The following is a 21,681-nucleotide window of genomic DNA, read 5'->3' as shown; positions in this document are numbered from 1 at the left end:
CCTACTTTTTTAATCGGTGGGCTGCATGATTTGTAGGACCGATTCCTGTGCCTAACATCAAGGAATGCTCAATTGCTGCTGTAATAAATTGTTTAGCAACTGTAACAGACTCTACCAGAGAATTCCCTTTCGCAAGTTCAGCTGCAATACATGCAGCAAATGTGCATCCTGTTCCGTGTGTATGTTTTGTATCTATTCGTGGGGTTTCAAAAGGAATCATTCTCTCTCCGTCAAAAAACAAATCTGTCGCTATCTCGTCTTCCAAGTGTCCTCCCTTTAAAACGACCGACTGTGGTCCCAGACTTTTCAGCTCTCTGACTGCTTCTTTCATATCACTAAGTGTTTTAATACTGCCTGCTCCTAGTATCTTTTCCGCTTCTGGAAGATTAGGCGTAATTACTGTAGCTAATGGAAGCAGCTGAGTTGTCAGGGCTTCTACAGCCTCTTGCTGTAAAAGTTCCGATCCCCCCTTAGCAATCATTACCGGGTCCACCACAATATTAGTGACGTTATAATCCTTGCACAACTTGCTGACAAGCTCAATAATTTCTGCAGAAAAAAGCATCCCCGTTTTCAATGCGTCAGCTCCAATATCAGAGAGGACCGCATGTAACTGAGCTTCAATGCTTTCAAGAGACTGGGGATATACTCCATGTACCCCCAACGTATTTTGAGCAGTTACCGCAGTTATTACGCTTGTGCCAAACACTCCTCTTTCCTGGAATGTTTTTAAGTCCGCTTGAATCCCTGCACCGCCGCCGCTGTCAGAACCGGCAATTGTTAGTGCTTTTGCCATTGTAGACATGTTTGCACCTCCATCCATATGCTTATTTCTCTATCTAAAACCGATTGGGGTCAAAAAGATGAAGAGGAATCTCCGCTTCTTTTCCATCAATAGTATCTGCTACGATTTCTGCAGTCACCGGGCTTAATAATATTCCATTTCGGTAGTGCCCTGCAGCAAAGATAATATGGCTGGCTTCTTTCTTCCTTCCAATCAGGGGATAGCCGTCTTGTGTGGCAGGACGAAGGCCGGCCCAAGAATGAAATGGTTCTTTTCCCTCAAGAAAAGGAAAGACATTTTTATTCCATTTAACCAGACGGTCAATTCCTTTTTTCGTTACCTCTGTAGTAAAACCTGCAATGTCCTCAGAGGCTCCGTTAATTAATGATCCGTTTTCTTTTGGGACGAGATAGCCTTGAGGAGAGTATACAATGTGCTGTACCTCGCCGTTGTTAATCTCATAGGCGCAAATCTGTCCTCGAATCGGCACAATGGGTATATTCATCTGAAATACATATTCCATTTCTTTTGCCCAGGCACCAGAAGAAATGACGAGTTTGTCGGCCGTGAACGTTTCTCCGTTCTTTGCTTGAAGCAAAACAGCCGACTCCCATTCCTTGACTGTTACTTCTTCCAGGTGGTCTTTAATAGTTACTCCAAGGTTTCGGCATGCTTCTTCTAAAGCCTTGACATAACCTGGTGCATAAACATGACTTTCTTCCGGGTAACGCATGGCTGCTATAATGTCTTTTGACAGTTTAGGCTCGAGGTCAAAAAGCTCTCTTCCTTTTATTATTTCAGCCTCTACTCCGAATTCACCCTGCCAGCGCTGCCTCGACTCAAGAGACAATAAATCAGCCTCATGGTATACGACATGAAGGCTGCCTGAATTACTGAACTCAAAGTTTGTTTCCGAGTTCTTTTTTACATCTTCAATCCACTGAGAATAAAGCCTTAAGCTTCTCAGACCCAGCCTGAAAAAATCATCGGGGTCTTCTTCAATTTCAGAAAACGGTGCCAGCATCCCGGCCGCTGCACCAGAAGCTTGTCCCCCGCAACTCACTTTTTCAAGAAGAGTAACATCATGGCCCCGCCGCCTGCACTCAAAGGCAGCAGCCAGGCCTATTACACCTCCGCCAAGAATAATAATTGATTCTTTCATCCCCTGTACACCTGCTTTCTCAGCCTTCATCAGCCTCTGTCTATTTTGATATGAAGGTTTCATAACCACTGCTTGCTGTTGCATACCGTTTCTTCTGGATCCTTCCGGCTTCATAAGAAAGGCGGCCAGCCTCAATCGCGTGCTTCATAGCAGCAGCCATCCGAACAGGGTCCTTGGCTTTGGCTACAGGAGTGTTCATAAGCACCCCATCTGCTCCAAGTTCCATAACTTCTGTTACATCTTTAGCCGAGCCAAGCCCCGCATCGACGATAATTGGTACGTTCGCTTCTTCAATAATTAAGGAAAGGTTATAAGGATTCAACACACCCAGTCCCGTGCCTATTGGAGCAGCCCCCGGCATGACAGCAGCTGCTCCTGCTTCTTCCAAACGTTTGCAAAGTATTGGGTCATCTGAAGTATAGGGAAGAACAGTAAACCCTTCTTTGGCCAGCTGTTCGGTAGCCTTTAGTGTTTCTATCGGGTCAGGTAAAAGTGTTTTTTCATTTGCACTGATTTCTACCTTAATCCAGCTGCTCAAGCCAGAAGCCTTTGCCAGCCGAGCAATTCTAACCGCTTCTTCTGCCGTTTTGGCACCGGAAGTATTGGGAAGGTACTGAAAAATTTTCCCTTCCACATGCTGTAAAATAGCATCCTCATCCGGGGACTCCAGATTTACACGACGGATAGCAAATGTCAGTACCTCAGTTCCGCTCTCACGTATTGCTTCATTTTGAACAAACGGATTCGGATAACGGCCTGTTCCCAGGAAGAAGCGAGAAGATAACTCTACATCTCCGATTACTAACTTATCCTTTTTCGTCATGGTGATCATCCTCCTCCTACAAAATGGACCAGTTCTATTTTCATTCCTGGCTGTACTTCCGTTACGTTCCATTGGTCACGGTCAATAATCTTTCCTTCAACTTCGGTAACAATCATTTTATCCTGAAGATCAAAATGTTCAACAACCTCAATTAATGTCTGTACTTGCAGGTCCTTTTTTTCTCCGTTCACCTCAATGGTCATTTTTCAATCCTCCTCTTTGCATCCAATTTTTCTAAAAAGGCCTGGCATGTTCCTTGAATATCTTTACTGCCGACAATCTCACTGATGGCGCAAATCCTGTCTGCTCCAGCATCAATTACCTGATCCACGTTATGAAGCTTAATGCCTCCAATCGCCACAAACGGGATAGTAATTTCATCAGCTACCTGCTTTACGTAAGAGGTCGTGACTGGATCAATGACGTCCACTTTGCTTTTCGTGGCAAAAACCGGACCTACCCCAATATAATCGGCGCCATTTCGTTCTGCTTCTCTTGCTTCTTCAATCGCGTGGGTGGAAATTCCAATAATCATATCTTCGCCTACAATATTCCTTGCCTCTGTTAAAGGAAGATCGTCCTGACCTAAATGAATGCCATCAGCTCCTACTGCAAGAGCAACATCAATATGGTCGTTTACAATAAAGGCAGCCCCATAACGGGCAGTCATTTCCCTTAACTTTTTGGCTTTTTCAAACACTTCTTTTTTGCTGCTGAATTTATCCCGAAGCTGAATAATATCTGACCCGCCCTTTACTGCTTCTTCCATTACCTCAAGCATAGAACGGCCACGATGAAATTCTTCTCCGGTTATCGTATATAAGCGAAAGTCCTTCATACTTCCGCCTCCTTTCTGATACTAAATCCTTTGTTGTGTAAGAGAATCTTAAAACATATAAAAAAACGCCATCCAGCGCAGTGGATGACGTCAGTTTCCTACTCATCGACTTTCCTACGCTGGCATCAACCAGATCAGGTTCAAGGGTAAAAGGACCACCTTTTTCTCAGCCGGCTTCCTGTCCGGCACCCCTAGTCATCTATAAAGGTCTATTATATTAAAGAGTACAATATAAATATTATCCCATAAATTTAATAGATAACAACCCATATTCCACAATCCAACGAACATATTTTGATACTTTTTTCATGTCATTCTCCCTGTTCTTCCAAAAATAATCCGCAAAAAAGCCAGTCAGAAAAACTCCTGACCAGCTCCTTGCATTAATCAAAGATAAAACGCCCTCCAGCTATTCCTGGGTTAGTCATTTCTTTTGCATCGAGTATTTCATCAAGCTCTTCTTCGGTAAGAATTCCTCTTTCCAAGCAAATTTGCCTTACACTCATTCCTGTCTGAATAGCTTCTTTTGCGATTCGGGAGGCTGTTTCATATCCTACATGAGGATTAATAGCGGTTATAATTCCGACACTGTGCTCCACCATGTGTTTCGTTCGTTCCACATTGGCGGTCAAATCCTCAAGAGCCAGCTGCCTGAAGGAATTTAGTCCATTTTGTAAAATGGAAAGAGACTGAAGCAAGTTAAAAACTAAAACAGGCTCCATTACATTTAACTCAAGCTGCCCTGCTTCTGAGGCCATGCATATTGTATGGTCATTCCCCATCACTTGAAACGCAATCTGATTAACCACCTCTGCCATGACCGGGTTCACTTTTCCAGGCATAATAGAGGAACCTGGCTGCCTTGGCGGAAGGTTAATCTCATTAAACCCTGTTCTTGGACCTGAGCTCATTAATCGTAAGTCGTTTGCAATTTTTGATAGGTTAATAGCATGCACTTTAAGAGATGCGGATAGTTCAGTATAGGCGTCTGTATTTTGCGTGGCATCTACAAGATCTTCTGCACTGAACAAAGGGAAACCAGTTAGATCAGCCAAATACTCTGCCACTTTTTCAATGTACTCAGGCTTCGCATTTAAACCTGTTCCTACAGCTGTCGCCCCCATGTTAATTTCAAACAAATGATCCACAGACTTTTTAATACGGTTCAAGTCCCTCGTCAGCACTCTTCTATAAGCTCCGAACTCCTGTCCAAGCCTAATGGGTACTGCGTCTTGAAGATGAGTTCTTCCCATCTTAATGACTTCATCAAATTCCTGCTCTTTTCGTTTCATGGTATCCACAATATCCGAGAGTGCCTGGGTCAGCCCTTTGGACAGAAGCAAGGAAGATATATGAATGGCAGTAGGGAACGTGTCATTTGTTGACTGAGCCATATTAACATGAGTATTAGGACTGACCTTCAAATAATCCCCTTTTTCTCCTCCTAGCAGCTCAATTGCCCTGTTGGCGATCACTTCATTTGTATTCATGTTAAAGGAGGTACCGGCTCCTCCTTGAATGGCGTCCACGATAAACTGATCATTATACGCTCCTTCAATCACTTCATCTGCTGCCTGGATAATAGCCTTGGCAATTTTTTTGTTAAGTACGCCCACATCTCTATTTGCCATCGCTGCAGCCTTTTTGACATAACCGAACGCGCGAATAAGCTCTGGGTGAGGTGGATAGCCAGTGATCGGAAAATTTTCTTTGGCGCGGATCGTCTGAATACCATAATACGCATCTTTTGGCACCTTTTTCTCCCCGAGAAAATCTTTTTCAATTCGGAATTCTGTCATACAATAACGCTCCTTCTAAAATGAACTAAGTTTCATTCGTATTATAGGTATGTATACCCTTTCTCCAACAAATTATGCTATCCGCATATTCAGCCCGTGTAGAGGCATAACACGGGCTGGATGCAAATTAATTTGCATGATTCACTTTTCGTAATTCTCCGGAAGAATACCTAAAGATTTAGCGGCAAGCCATGCAGCTCCGGTTACTCCTGCATCATTTCCTAATTCTGCAATAACAAACTCTGTTCCTTTTGCTACTTTTTCCAATGCGTAACCTTGAAAGTATTTTTGTATAGGAGACAGGAGAGCCTCTCCGGCAGCCGACACTCCGCCGCCAATAACAATTCTTTCTGGATTCAACAATGTACAAGCATTGGCTGCCGCCAGGCCGATGTACAACGCCGCTTCCTCAATAACTGCCGTTGCGAGGGGGTCTTTACTGGCAGCGGCTTCAAAAATTTCCTTTGTCGTCAGCTTCTCCTCGCTTGTACTTTGAAGAATGGAAGTTGGATATTCTTTATTTTCTCGTTTCTCTATTACTGAACTTACCATTCCCGTAGCTGACGCCACTGTTTCCAGGCAGCCAGTCTTGCCACAATTACAGGTTTTCCCTCTAAAAGGGTCAACTGTTATATGCCCGACTTCTCCAGCCATCCCTTCTACGCCATGTACAATATTTCCCCCTACGATCACACCGCCGCCTACACCAGTGCCTATCGTAAAACAGATCATATCCTTTGCTGATCTTCCGGCTCCCTTCCAGTATTCTCCGGCCGCTGCCAGGTTAGCGTCATTATCCAGGAAAACCGGTACAGACAAACTTTTCGATAAAATTTTGGCCAAAGGAAAATCTCTCCAGCCAATGTTGACTGCAAATTCAATTGTTCCATTCTCTATGTCCACAAAACCAGGAACACCAAGACCAACTCCTTCAAGCTGTTCAAGGGTGATCCTTTCATTTTCCAGCTCTTTTATCACTGACATTTCAATATCATCAGGAATATAGCTGCCTTTTTCTCGTTTATCCGTAGGGATAGACCATTTCTTGATCATTGGTCCTTCTTTCGTAAACAAAGCCATCTTTATGGCTGTTCCGCCCACATCAATGCCAAGCAGATATGTATTACTCATGAGATTCACCTCTTTTCTCTCGCGAAATTTTATTTCGTTCCTGTCTGACTATTAATAAAGCTTTTTGATATGAATCTTTATCGAGCACGCCCATATTATAGGCTTCTTTTACTTCCTCTTCTATTAAATCAAGATCAGCCAGTGGATCCTTTGTATAGATCACTGCCCCGAAGCTTATCATCCACTTTTTTAATTCATACAAATTATTCATTCACAAACACCCTCGCTCATTATATCAGTAAAATGACAGCAAAGAAAAGAAGGAGCACCGGTGGAAGAAATGGCAGAAAAGTAACACGAAAAAACTGCTGCTGCACAAAAAACTGCCCGTATCCTCCTGCTGCATACCCTATGAAAAAGACAACTAAAGTCAATCCATACCAGAGGAAATGCGATAAAAAAGCAGCTGTCTGCACCCCTGTATAGAAGAATAACATAAAAAGAAGAAACCACATGCCCTTCGCCTTTTTCGAAAAAAATCCCCAGCCTGGCCTATACTCTGTAAACGAGAAAAAGAGGAAAGCTCCAATTAAGAGGAGACGAATCACATGACTCACCCAATGCCCGGCCAGTATTTCTGTCCATTCCCACCTGCCTGTTAAAAAACCTAAATACCCAGCAGAGGCGAAAAAAAGAAAGAAAAGAAGAGCCAGCTTTTGAAAGGAATTTCTCGTATAAATGGCCATGCCGCCTATCGCAGCACCGAGTATAAGGGGTTCTACTATTATCCAAACCATTCGGGCCACCGCCTTTAGGTAAAGTAGCTTACGAAAGCTCCACTTTTTACTCACCATATGCATACTTTGATGAAACATGCTTTGCTTCGGTAAGTTTCCTATATTTATTGATATCAAATAGAGAGCCATTATACCTGACGGTCAGAAACCACCCCCTCTCCCACCAGCAGAAAAAAAGCCCTCCTGTGGAAAAGAGGGCGGTTTCTATGTTGATAATTCTGACTGTACATAATAATAAAGCAAGCCAAAGGTATGGAGGAGAGAATCTGTGTGTGTTCTCTCATGGGAATGAGAAGCATCTATTCCAGGCCCTATAAGGCCATGGGCAATGTCATACCCTGCCCGAATGGCAGCAGAGGCGTCTGACCCGTAATAAGGATATATGTCGACAGCATACGAAAGCTCATGTTCTTTTGCAAGCTCAACAAGCTTGTTCCTAAGCTTAAAATGATAAGGGCCTGAAGAATCCTTGGCACAAATAGAAACACTATGTTCATCAGTTGTCTGACCGTCTCCGATCGCTCCCATATCTACAGCAAGATACTCTTCTGTTTCTGGTGTGATATTTGAGTTTCCGCCGTATCCAATCTCTTCATTGTTTGAAATAAGAAAGTGAGTTGTATAAGGCAGGACAATTCCTTCGGTCTCTATCACATTTATCAAATGAATGAGAAGTGCAACACTTGCTTTATCATCGAGATGCCTGGATTTAATATAGCCGGAAGCCGTTTTTTCAAACCGGGGTTCAAAAGCTACAAAGTCTCCTGGCTGAATTCCCAACTGTTCCGTATCTTTTTTACTATCCACTTTTTCATCTAAACGGACTTCCATATTTTTTTCATCACGCTTGATATCTCCGGCATTTTTATAGACATGCACAGAAGCCTGGTGAAGCAAAATGGTACCAGTGTACCTTTTATCCGAAGATGTGATGACTCTGCAGTATTCTCCTTCTGCAGCATTCCAGCGAAACCCTCCTATATTCGTCAGTCTCAGCCTGCCATCTTTTTTCACTTCTTTAACCATCGCTCCCAGAGTGTCCACATGGGCAGTCAGCATGCGGTGGCGTGTCTTGTCTTTCCCGGGCAGAGTAACAAGCAGACCCCCTTTGCGGTTTCTTGTCACTATAACATTTCTGTTAAGGAGCAGTTCTTCTACCCTGTTTATAACCTCTTCCGTATAGCCTGACGGACTTGGAATGTTAACAAGTGTTTCAATATAGTCGGTAATCGTTTGGATATTGCCTTTCATAATTTTCTCCCCCCATAAAATGGTATATGTAACTGACACCCTACATATCAATGGGTACAACCCTATTTACGAACGGTGGGATAAAGGTGATCAAAAAAAAGACCGTACGTATGGTCCTGGCCATCGCGGGGGTCCATCTTGTGTTCCTTTTGATCTGGCTTAAGGCAGAACCCTCTGGATTAAGAGAGACTTTTTCCATATATCCGCCTGACCCAAAAGCAAGCTATGAAGCCGCTGAAACCAGCCTTGATATTTTGCATATAGAAGATGATGATGAGTACATTCTTGAATGGTCTATTTCTTCTTCGTTAAATGAAGAAGCAAGTCTTCGCCAAGACCTTTCCCTTTTCTTTGAGAACGGCTATCTCCGTGATGTTATGACCGTGTGGGAAGAAGATAGTAAAGATTTATCCTTTAAGAAAAAACTAAAAGGGGAAGACAGCAATAAATTTGAAGTCCTCACTCTTCATCACGCAGAAATATTAAAAGATCAGGAAGGGTGGAAAAGCAGACAATCGATGAGCCATGACACTCTGTACGTGCTTGACTCCCCTTTTACTGATCTTCACTCCTTTAAGAATAATCCTTCAAGCAGTGAAGATCAGGATTCAAAAGAGGTACTTGATTATATTATGGAGCAACAGCTCAACCATGTAGAAAAGGGTCTTAGAAAACACTTTTCCCTGGAAGAAGATATCGATCTTTATCCTATTACGGCCATTACGTCATGGTACGAGGCTCCCCCGGCCTTTCTGCCTGAAGACCGGGTAGATGCCTTTATTGGAACAATCTGGGAAACTCTTTATCATCATGTTCTCCTGGACAAAAAAAGTGCTTCTGGAACAAAGGACGTACCCTTAGGACACTCTATGCCTTTTATAGCCTGGTCTCAGGAGGAACAATGTATATACCTTATAGTTAAGATGCAGGATGGGAGTCCCGTAAAATGGAAGCGGCCTTTTAAGATATAACCTTACTCCTCAAGATCCTCTGCAAGGTTTTGATACAGCTCTTCGTCCGGCTCAAGTTCCAGCGCTCTTTCTACCGAATCCCGGGCCTCTTCCAGTTCGCCAAGCTCTCTGTATACAAGAGCCAGATTATAGTGGGCTTCGTGAAACTCAGGCCGCAGCTCGATAGCCTGCTCCAGGTTCCCGCGTGCCTCTTCATACATTTCTAAATTAGCCTCTGCGTATGCTAAGAGAAAAAAGGCTTCCGGCCGTTCTTCCCCCTCTTCAATGGCACTTTCTATTAAAGGCCGGGCGTCTTCATATTCTCCTTCTTCAAGCAATTCCTGACCCATCTGCAGCTGCACAAGAGGGGTGCTTCCTTTATCCTCGTTAACAAATCCGTATGCAAATAACCCGGATCCTGCTACTAAAGCAGCTGCTAAAAAAAGCAGCTGTCTTACATGTTGGCGGTGCTTAGGCAAATGAAGGAAGGCGGAAGCTATAAAACCACCAATCAAACCGCCAATATGAGCTCCATTATCAACCATAGGAACCAGGAAGCCAAACGATAGATTAATAATCAATATGACAATTACACTTGTGCCCATCGTTCGGAAAAAAAGTTTTTTATGGATCAAGCCAAAATAAAGGAGAGCCCCGAAACAACCAAATATAGCCCCTGATGCTCCAGCAGATATTTGTTCATTAAAGGCAAATGATGCAGCCGAGCCAAATAAACCTGCAGTTAAATAAATGAAGAAAAAGCGGAACGTTCCGTAAATCCGTTCCACAGCCCCGCCGAGAAAATACAGAGCCAGTGAATTCATAAACAAATGCAAAAAACCAATATGAAGAAACATGGCGGTAAGAAGGCGCCACCATTCACCATCAATGATCGCCGGATTATATTTTGCTCCAAAATCAATAAGAGTCGTAATATTGGTGGAGCCTCCCTGCTGTTCCACGATAAAATACACCGAGAGGATACATATCAACAGGACAGTTGTCAGAATAGGCTTCCCATATAAAAACAAGGACCGCTCTCTTTGAGTTCTTTCTTCTGTGGTCTGCTTTACTTCCCTTATAAGGTGCTGGGTTTCCAATTCAACTTCTTCACTAACGTACTCCATGTCTTTCCAATGGCTATTTGTTTGTAAATCCTTTAACAAATCCTCCACTCGGTCGCTCTCTTCCGCCGTGTTTGAAGAAGCTATGACATAAGTTGACATAGACAGCGTCGGGTAATCAGCCTGTTTTTTTGCAGCATCTTTCCAATTATCTATTGGCGGATATGGAGAGACATATACGTTATAAAAAGGTGCTTTTTTAGCAGCTACGAAACGCTTAGCCTTCTGAAAGGATTTTTTTGCTTTTTCGATATCTTCTTTAAGCCATTTACTCCAATCGATATCAGCCCGGAAGACCCTGATAACAGCGGGGTTTCCTTCTTGATCTTTTTCCAGCCATACCTGTTTTTGGTCAGGGCTGATCTCGATAACTCTCATTTTTTCTTCTATCACGAGGTAGTGCACGAGACGCCAAAAAAGGTAGTTCTGTCGAAGTACTTCCATCTGCTCACCCTTCTTTCAGCCCTAAACGTTCATAAATGAATCCCGCTGTATCCTTTAAAGTCTTGCATTCCAAGATTGGATGGTGCGAGGTCAAGGGCTCCTCTCCTCTCGTATTTAAAAAAATTGCATCCCATCCCGCATCAATGGCGCCTGCTACGTCTAACAACCAGGAATCTCCTATAAAAAGAGGGGAAAGATTCTTCTCTCCCATTTTTTTTAAGGCAAGATCGAAAATAGCTTTATCAGGTTTTTCCACTTGGGCCTCTTCTGAAATGATTATATGCTCTTTTGGAATGTAGCTTTCCAAACCAAGGTTGTCCACTTTCTTTTGCTGGGTTTCTTTTCCGCCATTTGTGATAATTCCAAGCTTCACGTTTTGCTTTTTCAGAGTATCCAGGAAATCATACAATCCTTCAAAAGGGGTACTGAAGTTCCCCACCACTTGCTGATACCGTTCTTGAAATCGGCTGGCATCATTTTCTTTTATGGGAAGGCCGAAAATTCTCATTGTTTCCTCGTATCGCTTTTTGCGATACTCCTCGAGCGTCAACCTTTCCTCCTCTAAATCCTCCCAAAACTCATCACTATGTTTCTTAAAAAAATAGAACCATTGATCCGTTTTTATGTAAGGGACAGAAGAACTTTCACTTTTAAGTTCTTCAAATTTTTCGTCAAAGCAAAAACTAATGGCTTTTTCAAAAGCCTGCTCATGACTGAAAAGTGTATTATCTAAGTCAAAACAAATGATATTCCAATGCATGGTCTCCCTCCACTATCCCTTTATTATATCAACGAGCCTTTTTAAATTCGAATATTTCTTCTATACCCTATCCAGGAAATGAGGTAACAGCCCTTTTGCTTTTTGGTTGTTTAATTAGTCAAAATCAAAATAAAATATCCCAGTTTGAGTCCCGGGATATTTATATAAACGATTATGTGACTGGAAAAGAAAGTGAGCGCTGGAAAAACTTCTCTCTAACATAAGGAAGCTGTAATGCAAACGTAATAAGCATAACCCTAAGCCACCTCTGGGAAAACAGGACATTAACAATTCGCCAGCGAACCCGATACACCATCCATAAGAGAATTACACATAATAAGGACCAAAACAAGGAACGAACCATCCAAAAAGCCCCTTTCTATTGGTTTTCCTTATATTGTGTTCTCCTCGATAGGCTTATACATTATTTGTAAAAAAGCCTTCATTACTCTTTTATTATAGAGGCTGCAGCTTCTTTTAAAGTGTTTGCTGAATGGGAAAATTGCTTTTTTTCCTGTTCATTTAAAGAAAGCTCAACAACTTCCCTGATTCCATTCCCATTAACAATAGCAGGTACCCCAATGTATACGTTCTCTTCCCCGTATTGGCCTTCAAGAAGTGCAGATACGGTTAAAATTGAATTCTCGTTACGCAATATCGCTTTTGTTAACCGAACAAGACCGAGGGCGATCCCGTAGTAAGTAGCTCCTTTTCTTTCTATAATGTGATAAGCTGCATCTCGCACTTTTAAAAATAATTCATCTAAATCCTCCATTTTGGCATGATTCTTTTCATCGTTCACCAATTGTAGAATCGGCTGTCCTCCTATGTCCGCATGACTCCATAACGGAAGCTCCGTATCTCCATGTTCTCCCATAATGTACGCATGAACATTTCGTGCATCTACATTAAAATACTCTCCTAAAAGATAACGAAACCTCGCCGTATCCAGGATAGTCCCTGACCCAATTACTCTTTCAGGAGGGAGACCGGAAAACTTCCAGGTCGCGTAGGATAAGACATCCACTGGGTTGGTTGCAATCAGAAAGATACCGTCAAAACCATTAGCCATCACTTCTTCTACAATTTCTTTAAATATTTGAGTATTCTTTTCAATTAAATCAAGCCGCGTTTCCCCGGGTCCCTGATTTGCCCCGGCAGTAATCACAACCAGATCAGCGTCCTTGCAGTCTTTGTAGCTTCCTGCCCATATTTTCATTGGAGACCCGTATGGGATTCCATGATTTAAATCCATTGCATCGCCTTCAGCTTTCTTTGTATCTCTGTCTATTAATACCATTTCGTCAACTACTCCTTGGTTCAAGCAGGCGTATGCATAACTTGAACCTACAAAGCCAGTGCCAATAAGAACGACTCTTGTGGTTTTTTGATATTCCATTTTGCTTCCCCCTTTATCCTTGGTTTTTACTTCGTTGTTATTTTCTATTTTACCTCTTATATTAAGTTTGTGAAATACTGAACAATAATTGTTCACAAAAAAGTGAACGCTTTATATCGTTCACTTTTTAAAACCCTATATAACGAGAAAATAATGTCTTTGCTCTTGAAACATCCTCTGTTCCCTGAACAAGCACACGCCCATCCTGAAAGATAACCAGTCTTTCCCCTTCATCAAGCTCCACTCTAATAAGAAAAGGAGTTTTTTTAACTTGCCCTGCTAGCCGTAACTTATCAGCCCATTCTGTAAGATCAAAAGTGGTCTGTGCCTGGATCTGAACGGTTTCCCGGCCACAAAGGGTCGTAATACTGTCCCCTTCAGACGCATATAGATCAGGGTATTCTTTCTTCTGACACGTAAGACAATTTACTTTTGGCTTAGGAAATCCCATCTCATGGAACCTAAAATTCCATAAGTCAAATTGGACAAGAGACGTCCTCACGTCTGAAAATTTTTCAGTTAGTATCTTAATAGCTTCAGCTGCCTGGAAGGAAGCTACCATGTCCACGACAGGAGAAATAACTCCCACCGTATCACATGTTTCTCCCGGGGAGCTCTGGCCATCGCCCAGAAGGCATCTTAAACAAGGGGTACGCCCTGGTAGAAAAGGAGCGGACATTCCTCTTGAGCTAACCGCCCCTCCATAGATAAAAGGGGTCTCATGCTTAAAGCTTGCATCGTTTAATAAAAACCTCGTTTGAAAATTATCCGTCCCATCAATTACGAGGTCCATTCCTTCAACAAGGTCCTCAATGGATGATGAGTTAACATCTGTCACTCTTGCATCCACAGTAATGTCTGAATTAATGGCTGTTAATTTCTCTTTGGCCGCCACTGCTTTTGGCTTTGCCTCTTTTGCATCTTGTTCATCAAAAAGCATCTGCCTTTGAAGATTGCTCGCCTCTACATAATCTCTGTCAGCAATCCTGATATACCCAGCCCCGGCTCTGGCAAGATGGTTGGAAGATACAGTACCTAAAGCCCCTACTCCAACAATTAACACTTTCTTGGTTGAAAGGAGGGCTTGTCCCTTCTCACCGATCTGAGGAAAAAGAATCTGTCTTGAATAGCGAGAATTCATTCTCTCACCTTCCTATCCTATAAATAAATAAAATAACGCTGTACTGCTGACAGCTCCACATATGGTACATAAAAAATTAACTGTTTCATTGTTCATGGACCGCCACCCCTTTACCTGGACTGTCCGGCCATTACAATGATGAGTTCTTTCCGTACGCAGCCCGCAAGTTGCACATTTATATTCAACTTGAATCAATGCCCCAGCTAACGTGTCTATTATATTACCAAAAAAACCTGCCGTGGCAATAATAAAGACCATCATCCAGTACGGACTTTCACCTGGAAACAAAAAAGCAGTGGTTATTCCGATCATAGCAGAACCTAGAAGAGAAGCCAGCGTGCCTTGTGGGGACACGGCCCCGGATGTGCCTTTAGGAACCTTCTTACATGTCTTGATATGAATAGGTTTTCCTTTTGCTCTTCCTCCAATTTCAGAAGCCCACGTGTCTGAGGCAGCGGCAGCCAGGGCGCCAGAAAAGCCATACACCCACAGTGTACTTGGCACAAATAAATACAGTAAGGCAAAAAAGGCGGCTGTACCGCCATTGGCCAGTACTTGTCCCGCATCCCTCTGGCCCCCTTTTTCATTGATTTCATCCTCACCATTTCTCTTCCATTTACTCCACATGGTCGAGGTAACAAAGAAAAGGCCAAGTATGAACAAGCCAGACAATTCAAACCCTAACGCTATCAGGATGCCAATGCACAAAGCCGCAGCCGTTCCCCCTCTGGTTAATGCTTTTAATCGATAGGCAAGGATACTGAAGAGAAGGACTCCTGCAATCATTACAAAAATCATCTCAATATTTTCTCCTCTGTTAACAATATATCTACCGGCTTATCATGTTCTTCCCTGGGTAATTTCTCAAATAGTTGAAAGTCAAGGGCAAGTGCACATGTTGGTACTAGATGAGCTGCTAAAAACCTGTCATAGTAGCCGCCACCGAATCCGATTCTATAACGTCCCCAATCGAAAGCCAGACCCGGCACGATCATAAGTTGGATGTCTTCAGGCAAGACAGGAGCTGCCTTTGAAGCATCAGGTTCCTGAATCCCTGCATACTGTTCTTTCAGCTGATTAAAACTTGTCAGTTTGTAAAATGTCATGGAATGAGTCAAGGGGTTAACCTTGGGTACAGCAACTTTCTTCCCTTCACTCCAAGCCTGTTTTATAACGGCTAGCGTGTCAATTTCATTTTTGGTTGACAACGTGAGACCTATCATCCGTGCCTGTCTCCATTGCTCGGTGCTATATAACTGTTTATGTACTCTTGCACACTTTTTGGTATACTCTTCAGCAGCCAGCTGGGCAAAAGCCTTCCGGACTGCTTTGCGAATGTCTGTTTTTGTCATCGTTACCGCCTGCCTCTACCTCCATTTCAACCACATTCTTAAAATTCCTTACCCTCTTTTAATGAGTATGATTACAAGGTTACTACTGCCCCAGTCCCATCCTAGCTAAAAGAGTACAAAGAAAAAAGAAGCAGAGGAATAAATTTCCTGCTGCTTACTTTGTTTCACGGTGAAGAGTATGTTTCTTCAAACGTGGGCTGTATTTTTTCAATTCAATACGCTCAGGGTTTGTACGCTTGTTTTTTGAAGTAATATAGTTGCGGTCTCCTGATTCTGTGCAGGCTAAAGTCACTTGTACGCGCATGTTTTTCCCTCCCTACCTACAATCATTAATCATACTTTTCAATAATAGCAAATTGATGGGTGACAATCAAGTTGATATAATGAAAACTTCTTGCGAAGTTTTTCCTTTTCCCACTATTTTGAGTGTATAATATTAGCGTTATCACTTTATATTTATCGGGAGATGAAGCATGCATGGAATGGATGATTATTATTTTACTGGCTATAGGACTTGGGCTGTTCATCCTGTCTTTCTTTGGAAAAGATACAATCAAAGAAACAGAAAAACAAATTGAGGACCTGTCCATTACTCATTTAACAGAACTTTATAAACTAAAAAAGAAGGTTAAGGTACTCGAGGAAGAGCTTTTAAGCAGCAGCGCAAACCCCGTGTTCTCAAAAGGCAGCACTGGTACTGCGAAGCTTAAAGAGGAAGCCAGCCAATTTGTAAATGAGGGACTCAACGTTCAGGATATTGCTCAAAAGATGAGACTTACAGAAGAAGAAGTTCAAAGATTATTGTGAAGGTAACGAGGTGACATAAGTGACGAAGTCTGGTATGAGAAATTTCGCTGCTGGCTGGTTTACCGTTTCGGCTTTCCTGGCTGTAATATATTTTTACTCAGACATCATCCCCTCCTCTCAAGGTGACCATGCTGAAGGTTCTGCCTACCAGCCAAGCACTTTGGAAATGGTAGAAAGTCTGGAATCCAACGGCTACCTTGTTTGGAAAAAAAACGAATACGAAGAAAATCTGATAGAGCAGAATAAATCTTCTTCTGAATCTTTTGAAGAAGAGCAGATTTACATAACAATCTTACAAATAGAAAAAGGCATGAACAGTAAGGAAGTAGCTCAAACTCTTGAAGCTCTGTATATAATTCAAGATGCCGACTCATTCCAAACTAAAATGGCAGATAAAGAGGTCACTCATTCCATTAAAACAGGAAGCTATGAACTAAACAGTTCCATGAGTGCGGATGAAATTATAGATGTGATTACCTGATTGTGCCTCCAAACAAATAAGCAGATACGGTAATTAAAAAAGGTCGCAAACCCCATGGTGAGGTTTGCGACCTTTTTATCGTGACTGAAAGGAAACAGAAAACAATTGAGATAGAAACTCCGTCTTTTTTAGGAGGAACGTTCTTCATCGCAGCTCCTGTCTTTGCTCCTCCCTAGTTCTCAGTAGCAGTTTCTACTAGCTCTTCTAGCTCTTCAAATTCTTCAAAGTCTTCAGGATCTTCCAAGGTTTCCTCATTAGTCTCTTCAGGAAGCTGATGAGGACGTTCTTCTTTTAATTCAAAGTATGCATCCAAGGATTTACGGGCGATCGTATTGGCCAGCCCGGTGCGTCCCCCAGAAGTATCTCGTTGCACATATGGAACAATAACAGCAAAGGCTACCTCCGGGTTTTCATAAGGGGCATATCCTACTAATGCCTGATTGTTTCCTTGAACTACATTTCCTGTCCGGTCGCTCCTGACACTAATTTGGGCCGTACCTGTCTTTCCAGCCGCTACATAATTAGCAGAGCTGAAGTGGGATCTTGCCGTTCCCTGTGAGCCGTTCATCACTCTCCATAAGCCTTCCTGTACTCTGTCCAGATATTCAGGCTGTATGTCCACTCGGTTTAGAACCTTTGGCTCTAACTGGCTGGAAATAGGGCCTAGTGAATCATTATCCTCGCTTGGCTGGCGGATCTCTTTGACCAGTCTGGGCTGCATACGGTACCCATCATTTGCAATCGTTGAGATATATTGAGCCAGCTGCAGCGGCGTATAGGTATCAAACTGTCCAAAACTTAAATAGAGAAGATTACCTGGCATATTCCCGCTTCCTACAATACCGGTTGATTCTGAAGGAAGATCAATGCCTGTCTCTATACCAAGACCAAATTGATTAAAGTAATTTCTAAAGGTTTGATAAGCTCCCTCTACATCTTCCCAGCAGCATTCACGACCATAATCATAGCCTGCCATTCTCATTGCAATTTCAGCCATATAAATGTTTGATGATCGTTCCAGAGCCGTTAATTCGTTTATACTTCCCATATTCCTTACAGACCTCATTGTAGGGGTCTGAGGAAGACTGATCGGCCTGTCATGGATAATACTTCCGGGCTGTATCACTTCGGTTTCAAGTCCAACCGCCACTGTTGCTGCTTTAACAGTTGACCCGGCTTCAAATGAACGGGAAACCGCACCTAAATGGTCTCCGTATCCAGCAATGGATAGAATGTCTCCTGTCTGTGGTTCCATCATCACTACATAAGCCTCGGGATCATTAATAAAAGTTCCCTGTGAGCTTTCCACTTCTTCTTTAATAATATTTTCTACCTCTTGCTGCAGTTCCATATCCAGTGTTAAGACTAAGTCATTCCCCCGCTTCCCCGGGTTTTCCACTGTTGCGTTAGCAAGGTTGCCTGAACCTGCTTCCAAGACACCTTTTTGTCCTCTGAGTACCTCTTCATACTGACTTTCAAGAAAGCTGGTTCCTACTTCATCAGAACGGTCATATCCCCTGGCTAAGTAAGAATCTATGCCTTCTCTTGGAATAGAGCCAGTACTGCCAAAAAATCTTGGGAATGTGTCGCCATATACATAATTCCGCTGTGCATCACGGTACAAGTCAACACCAGGAAGTTCATCCAAGCGTTCACTGATTTGGTGTGCTTCCTCCACTTCAATTCCTTGCTTAACACGGTGAGGCGAATGGTGGTATCCACCCGTCATTTCACGCCAAATAGCAGCTACTTTCATATCAGCCTGAGAAAAAGATTCCAGCTCTCCATCAGGGATTCGTTCCAGCTGAAGCTGATAGAGTTCATTGTCTTCTAAAGCCGATAGCTCTTCTGGAGTAATCAGCTCCTGCGCTTCTTCCTCATTTGTAATTAGCCAGAAGTCTCTAAGATCACGATCTGTTACCTTGTCTATATCTACTTCAATAAATTCACTCAGGCGCTCTGCTACTTCAATTCGTTCTTCATTTGAAACACCCGGCCTGTTTGTATAGGTAAGAGACAAAACTAACTCGTTATTTACCGCTATATTTCCATGTCGGTCATACATAAGCCCTCTTGGGGCATCTATGCGGGCACTTGCACTGTTTGTACCTTCAAGGTCTCTAATATAATTTTCTCCTTCAACAATTTGGACAAAGCCCAAACGAAGAATTAAAGCTGAAAATAAAATAAATACACCGAAAAACAATACATTTAGACGATACGGCACGTGGTTTTTCTTTTGCTTCAGTTTAGGCATGCCTCTTTATTTCCCTCTCCATCCTTCTCATTCTTACTGCAATAGAAAGAGACACCTGTTTTCCGGGCGCCCCATTATTATCTTGCAGCGTATTTATTGTATCACATACCTTAAAGCATAGGTGAAGAAAGAATGGAAATTACACAGGATTTTCCCCTTCATTGTCTTGTTTCATCACAGGGTTTTGGGGGGATGTATCAGAGGGTGAAGAATTAGTAATAGGCACTCCCTTAATGACAAAATACATAGCAAAATGACCAGCCCCAAAGACAGCCAGCAGCCATGGAATAACGTGTTGTGCTTCCCAGACGGACACAGCTATTAAAAATACAGCTATAGAAGTAATTCTGCCTCCATTTACAAAAAATTCACGAACTAAAAGATACTCCACTCTCATTTTTGCGGCATTCCAAGCCCTGCCGATGACGTCATAGGTTAAAGATACATAGGGGACTAACAACAGCGGGTAAGCTGCAGAAATGATAATCCCGTATATAATAAGCCTGGTAAAACTGGGCTCAGGGATAATGAGAAAAATTGCTGCATATAAGAATAACCCGCCTATAAAGATACCTTTTTTCCGGTATTCCTTTTTTATTAACCGGCTGACAAAATAATAGCAAAAAAATGAGATAGAGGAGGTAATAAGGCCATATGTCCCAAGAGCCATCTCACTGCCTGAAGCAGTGTATACCCACAGCACAATGACAAATACAAAGATTCCTTCTCTCAGCCCCTGAAAATAATGAGCCCAGAGTATGCCATTCCAGCTTGTATCTTCTTTTCTTCTTTTCCAGACCTGCTTAACCCTGATCGCTCCTTTGGCTACTCTCCGACTGAGCCTCAGACTTAAAAAAACTGCTGCCAGGAAAAGCAGTAGTGAAACAGCAAAGATGACATGGTAACCGGTTAATTCAGGCAGCAACGTAATGAGAGCTCCTGCACTGAAAGGACCCACCATACCTGCAAAAGAGGATAATAGCCCGAAAAAACCATTGAAAAAGTCTCTAGTGTCTGGCTCGGTAATTTCGAAGGTCAATACATTAAATGCCATCCAGTAAAATCCAAAACCGACCCCAAGGAGTCCTCCTAATAACAGAAGGTAACTGCTTGCCTGCTCCCCGATATAAAGAACGGCAAAATAAAACAAAGAAAGGATAGCAATCCCAAAACGAAGCACTACAATTCTGTCCACTCGCTTGGTCCACCATCCGGCAAGATAAAACGCGAACGGCTGAATAAGGGCACAAGCAAATTGATATAATGCAATATCTCTAAATTCACCAGACTGTTTCCACAAATATACATTAACAAAAGTATTAGAAAGGGCAATCGCCAAAGCATATAACCCGCCGATAGTCAACAGCAGCGTTAGGTCCTTGGAAACACGCACATTGCCCAGCAATTTCTTTTTTACCGAAGTCTTCATGGCCCACTACACCACCTTACCGGTAGTGTTTCACTAAAGAATCCGGTTATTCATTAATATCCTTTTTGTAGCCCTTGAAGCCTTTCAGGCCATACATATAAAAAGCCTGCCGATAAATCGGCAGGCTTTCATTCAATTATTTTGCTTCTTCGTAACGCTTTCCTACTTCTTCCCAGTTTACTACATTCCAGAATGCTTCGATGTAGTCAGGACGACGGTTTTGATACTTAAGGTAGTAAGCATGCTCCCAAACGTCAATTCCCAAGAGAGGAGTTTTTCCTTCCATGATTGGAGAATCTTGATTTAGTGTATCTTCAACCGCTAATTCTCCATTATCAAGTACGAGCCAAGCCCAACCAGAGCCAAAGCGGCCAATACCCGCATTTTTGAATTCTTCCTTAAAGTTGTCGAAGCTTCCAAACTTGCTGCTGATAGCGTCAGCTAGTGCTCCTGTTGGTTCGCCGCCGCCATTAGGGCTTAAAAGGTTCCAAAAAAGAGAGTGGTTAGCGTGACCGCCGCCATTATTTCTTACTGCATTGCGGATGTCAGATGGAACAGAGTCCAAGTCACTGATTAACTCCTCAACGCTTTTGTTTGCAAGTTCGTCCTGGCCTTCAAGTGCAGCATTAAGTTTCGTGACGTAAGTATTATGATGTTTCCCATGATGAATTTTCATCGTTTCCTCATCAATGTGTGGTTCTAGTGCATTAGGTTCATACGGAAGTTCTGGAAGTTCATGTTTTGCCATGTTCAATCTCCTCCTTCGAATGATAACAATTATAGTCTCTTGTGTCTTGATGCCAAAACCAGCATAAGGGTTGACTTATGAAATCGGATTGTTTCATAAGTTTTCCAAATACAACGTTACCAAAACACTACTTTTTTTTCAACAAATTAGCTTGACTCTTAAGAAGTCCAGCTTAAGTAAGATTCCCTCTCCACCACCGTGTTAAACACAAAGTGCATGGTTTCATAATTTTTTTCTTTTTCCACAACAAAAAAACAAACTGTT

At 42.5% G+C, this 21,681-nt stretch carries 23 protein-coding genes and 1 riboswitch; of the genes, 3 read left to right on the top strand and 20 right to left on the bottom strand.

Going from position 1 to position 21,681, the window contains the following annotated elements:
• Position 1: 1 nt before the first annotated feature.
• The 10 genes from thiD to CEF17_RS03815 all read right to left on the bottom strand — a co-directional run bounded on the left by thiD (position 2) and on the right by CEF17_RS03815 (position 8,525).
• Positions 2-805 (bottom strand): bifunctional hydroxymethylpyrimidine kinase/phosphomethylpyrimidine kinase, encoded by an 804-nt coding sequence (thiD, locus tag CEF17_RS03860; protein WP_100398357.1) that lies wholly within the window; start codon positions 803-805, stop codon positions 2-4.
• Between the two features lie 34 nt (positions 806-839).
• Positions 840-2,030 (bottom strand): glycine oxidase ThiO, encoded by a 1,191-nt coding sequence (gene thiO / locus CEF17_RS03855; RefSeq protein WP_332835279.1) that lies wholly within the window; start codon positions 2,028-2,030, stop codon positions 840-842.
• The gene (locus CEF17_RS03850) at positions 1,987-2,769 is read right to left on the bottom strand and encodes a thiazole synthase (protein WP_100398356.1); all 783 of its coding nucleotides are present in this window, start codon (positions 2,767-2,769) and stop codon (positions 1,987-1,989) included. Before CEF17_RS03850 ends, thiO begins: the two co-directional genes overlap by 44 nt.
• Before the next feature lie 5 nt (positions 2,770-2,774).
• Complete coding sequence (gene thiS / locus CEF17_RS03845; protein WP_100398355.1) at positions 2,775-2,972, bottom strand: sulfur carrier protein ThiS; 198 nt, start codon at positions 2,970-2,972, stop codon at positions 2,775-2,777.
• On the bottom strand, positions 2,969-3,607 hold the full coding sequence (thiE, locus tag CEF17_RS03840) for a thiamine phosphate synthase (RefSeq protein ID WP_100398354.1): 639 nt from the start codon (positions 3,605-3,607) through the stop codon (positions 2,969-2,971). The genes thiS and thiE overlap by 4 nt, the downstream gene beginning before the upstream one ends.
• Before the next feature lie 94 nt (positions 3,608-3,701).
• Positions 3,702-3,810: riboswitch (TPP riboswitch) on the bottom strand.
• Between the two features lie 180 nt (positions 3,811-3,990).
• Complete coding sequence (gene aspA / locus CEF17_RS03835; RefSeq protein ID WP_100398353.1) at positions 3,991-5,406, bottom strand: aspartate ammonia-lyase; 1,416 nt, start codon at positions 5,404-5,406, stop codon at positions 3,991-3,993.
• Positions 5,407-5,547: 141 nt separating this feature from the next.
• Positions 5,548-6,537, bottom strand: a complete 990-nt coding sequence (locus CEF17_RS03830; protein WP_100398352.1) for an ROK family glucokinase — start codon at positions 6,535-6,537, stop codon at positions 5,548-5,550.
• The gene (locus CEF17_RS03825; protein ID WP_100398351.1) at positions 6,530-6,748 is read right to left on the bottom strand and encodes a YqgQ family protein; all 219 of its coding nucleotides are present in this window, start codon (positions 6,746-6,748) and stop codon (positions 6,530-6,532) included. Before CEF17_RS03825 ends, CEF17_RS03830 begins: the two co-directional genes overlap by 8 nt.
• A 19-nt stretch (positions 6,749-6,767) precedes the next feature.
• On the bottom strand, positions 6,768-7,274 hold the full coding sequence (locus tag CEF17_RS03820; RefSeq protein ID WP_157842914.1) for a hypothetical protein: 507 nt from the start codon (positions 7,272-7,274) through the stop codon (positions 6,768-6,770).
• A 204-nt stretch (positions 7,275-7,478) separates the two neighbouring features.
• On the bottom strand, positions 7,479-8,525 hold the full coding sequence (locus tag CEF17_RS03815) for a M42 family metallopeptidase (RefSeq protein ID WP_100398349.1): 1,047 nt from the start codon (positions 8,523-8,525) through the stop codon (positions 7,479-7,481).
• A gap of 86 nt (positions 8,526-8,611) precedes the next feature.
• Here CEF17_RS03815 and CEF17_RS03810 point away from each other — a divergent pair, with 86 nt between their 5' ends.
• Complete coding sequence (locus CEF17_RS03810) at positions 8,612-9,496, top strand: hypothetical protein (protein ID WP_100398348.1); 885 nt, start codon at positions 8,612-8,614, stop codon at positions 9,494-9,496.
• 2 nt (positions 9,497-9,498) lie between these two features.
• On the opposite strand, the gene CEF17_RS03805 is transcribed toward CEF17_RS03810, so the two are convergent.
• The 7 genes from CEF17_RS03805 to rpmG all read right to left on the bottom strand — a co-directional run bounded on the left by CEF17_RS03805 (position 9,499) and on the right by rpmG (position 15,999).
• A complete protein-coding gene (locus CEF17_RS03805; protein WP_100398347.1) occupies positions 9,499-11,043 on the bottom strand; it encodes a rhomboid family intramembrane serine protease in 1,545 nt (514 codons plus the stop codon).
• A gap of 4 nt (positions 11,044-11,047) precedes the next feature.
• Positions 11,048-11,803: an HAD family hydrolase gene (locus CEF17_RS03800; protein ID WP_100398346.1), complete on the bottom strand. Its 756-nt coding sequence runs from the start codon at positions 11,801-11,803 to the stop codon at positions 11,048-11,050.
• 445 nt (positions 11,804-12,248) lie between these two features.
• Positions 12,249-13,202, bottom strand: coding sequence for an L-lactate dehydrogenase (locus tag CEF17_RS03795; RefSeq protein ID WP_100398345.1), 954 nt, complete (start codon positions 13,200-13,202; stop codon positions 12,249-12,251).
• Between the two features lie 127 nt (positions 13,203-13,329).
• The gene (locus tag CEF17_RS03790; RefSeq protein WP_100398344.1) at positions 13,330-14,343 is read right to left on the bottom strand and encodes a ThiF family adenylyltransferase; all 1,014 of its coding nucleotides are present in this window, start codon (positions 14,341-14,343) and stop codon (positions 13,330-13,332) included.
• 12 nt (positions 14,344-14,355) lie between these two features.
• Positions 14,356-15,141 (bottom strand): DUF92 domain-containing protein, encoded by a 786-nt coding sequence (locus CEF17_RS03785; RefSeq protein ID WP_100398343.1) that lies wholly within the window; start codon positions 15,139-15,141, stop codon positions 14,356-14,358.
• Complete coding sequence (locus CEF17_RS03780; protein ID WP_100398342.1) at positions 15,138-15,695, bottom strand: 5-formyltetrahydrofolate cyclo-ligase; 558 nt, start codon at positions 15,693-15,695, stop codon at positions 15,138-15,140. The genes CEF17_RS03785 and CEF17_RS03780 overlap by 4 nt, the downstream gene beginning before the upstream one ends.
• A gap of 154 nt (positions 15,696-15,849) precedes the next feature.
• A complete protein-coding gene (rpmG, locus tag CEF17_RS03775; protein ID WP_100398341.1) occupies positions 15,850-15,999 on the bottom strand; it encodes a 50S ribosomal protein L33 in 150 nt (49 codons plus the stop codon).
• 173 nt (positions 16,000-16,172) lie between these two features.
• Between rpmG and CEF17_RS03770 the strand changes: the two genes are divergently transcribed.
• Together CEF17_RS03770 and CEF17_RS03765 are read left to right on the top strand one after the other, a co-directional pair.
• The gene (locus tag CEF17_RS03770; protein WP_100398340.1) at positions 16,173-16,502 is read left to right on the top strand and encodes a hypothetical protein; all 330 of its coding nucleotides are present in this window, start codon (positions 16,173-16,175) and stop codon (positions 16,500-16,502) included.
• Positions 16,503-16,536: 34 nt separating this feature from the next.
• Positions 16,537-16,983 carry an endolytic transglycosylase MltG gene (locus CEF17_RS03765; protein WP_198508875.1) on the top strand — a complete coding sequence of 149 codons (447 nt, stop codon included), beginning with the start codon at positions 16,537-16,539 and terminating at the stop codon, positions 16,981-16,983.
• Between the two features lie 172 nt (positions 16,984-17,155).
• Here CEF17_RS03765 and CEF17_RS03760 read toward each other — a convergent pair whose 3' ends face one another.
• The 3 genes from CEF17_RS03760 to CEF17_RS03750 all read right to left on the bottom strand — a co-directional run bounded on the left by CEF17_RS03760 (position 17,156) and on the right by CEF17_RS03750 (position 21,417).
• The gene (locus CEF17_RS03760) at positions 17,156-19,240 is read right to left on the bottom strand and encodes a peptidoglycan D,D-transpeptidase FtsI family protein (RefSeq protein WP_100398338.1); all 2,085 of its coding nucleotides are present in this window, start codon (positions 19,238-19,240) and stop codon (positions 17,156-17,158) included.
• 139 nt (positions 19,241-19,379) lie between these two features.
• Positions 19,380-20,669 (bottom strand): MFS transporter, encoded by a 1,290-nt coding sequence (locus CEF17_RS03755; protein ID WP_100398337.1) that lies wholly within the window; start codon positions 20,667-20,669, stop codon positions 19,380-19,382.
• Positions 20,670-20,805: 136 nt separating this feature from the next.
• The gene (locus CEF17_RS03750) at positions 20,806-21,417 is read right to left on the bottom strand and encodes a superoxide dismutase (RefSeq protein ID WP_054635449.1); all 612 of its coding nucleotides are present in this window, start codon (positions 21,415-21,417) and stop codon (positions 20,806-20,808) included.
• Positions 21,418-21,681: the final 264 nt, after the last annotated feature.

Source organism: Bacillus sp. FJAT-44742, from assembly GCF_002797315.1.
Classification (GTDB): Bacteria; Bacillota; Bacilli; order Bacillales; family Marinococcaceae; genus Thalassorhabdus; species Thalassorhabdus alkalitolerans.
This window is presented reverse-complemented; position numbering and strand designations above follow the sequence as displayed.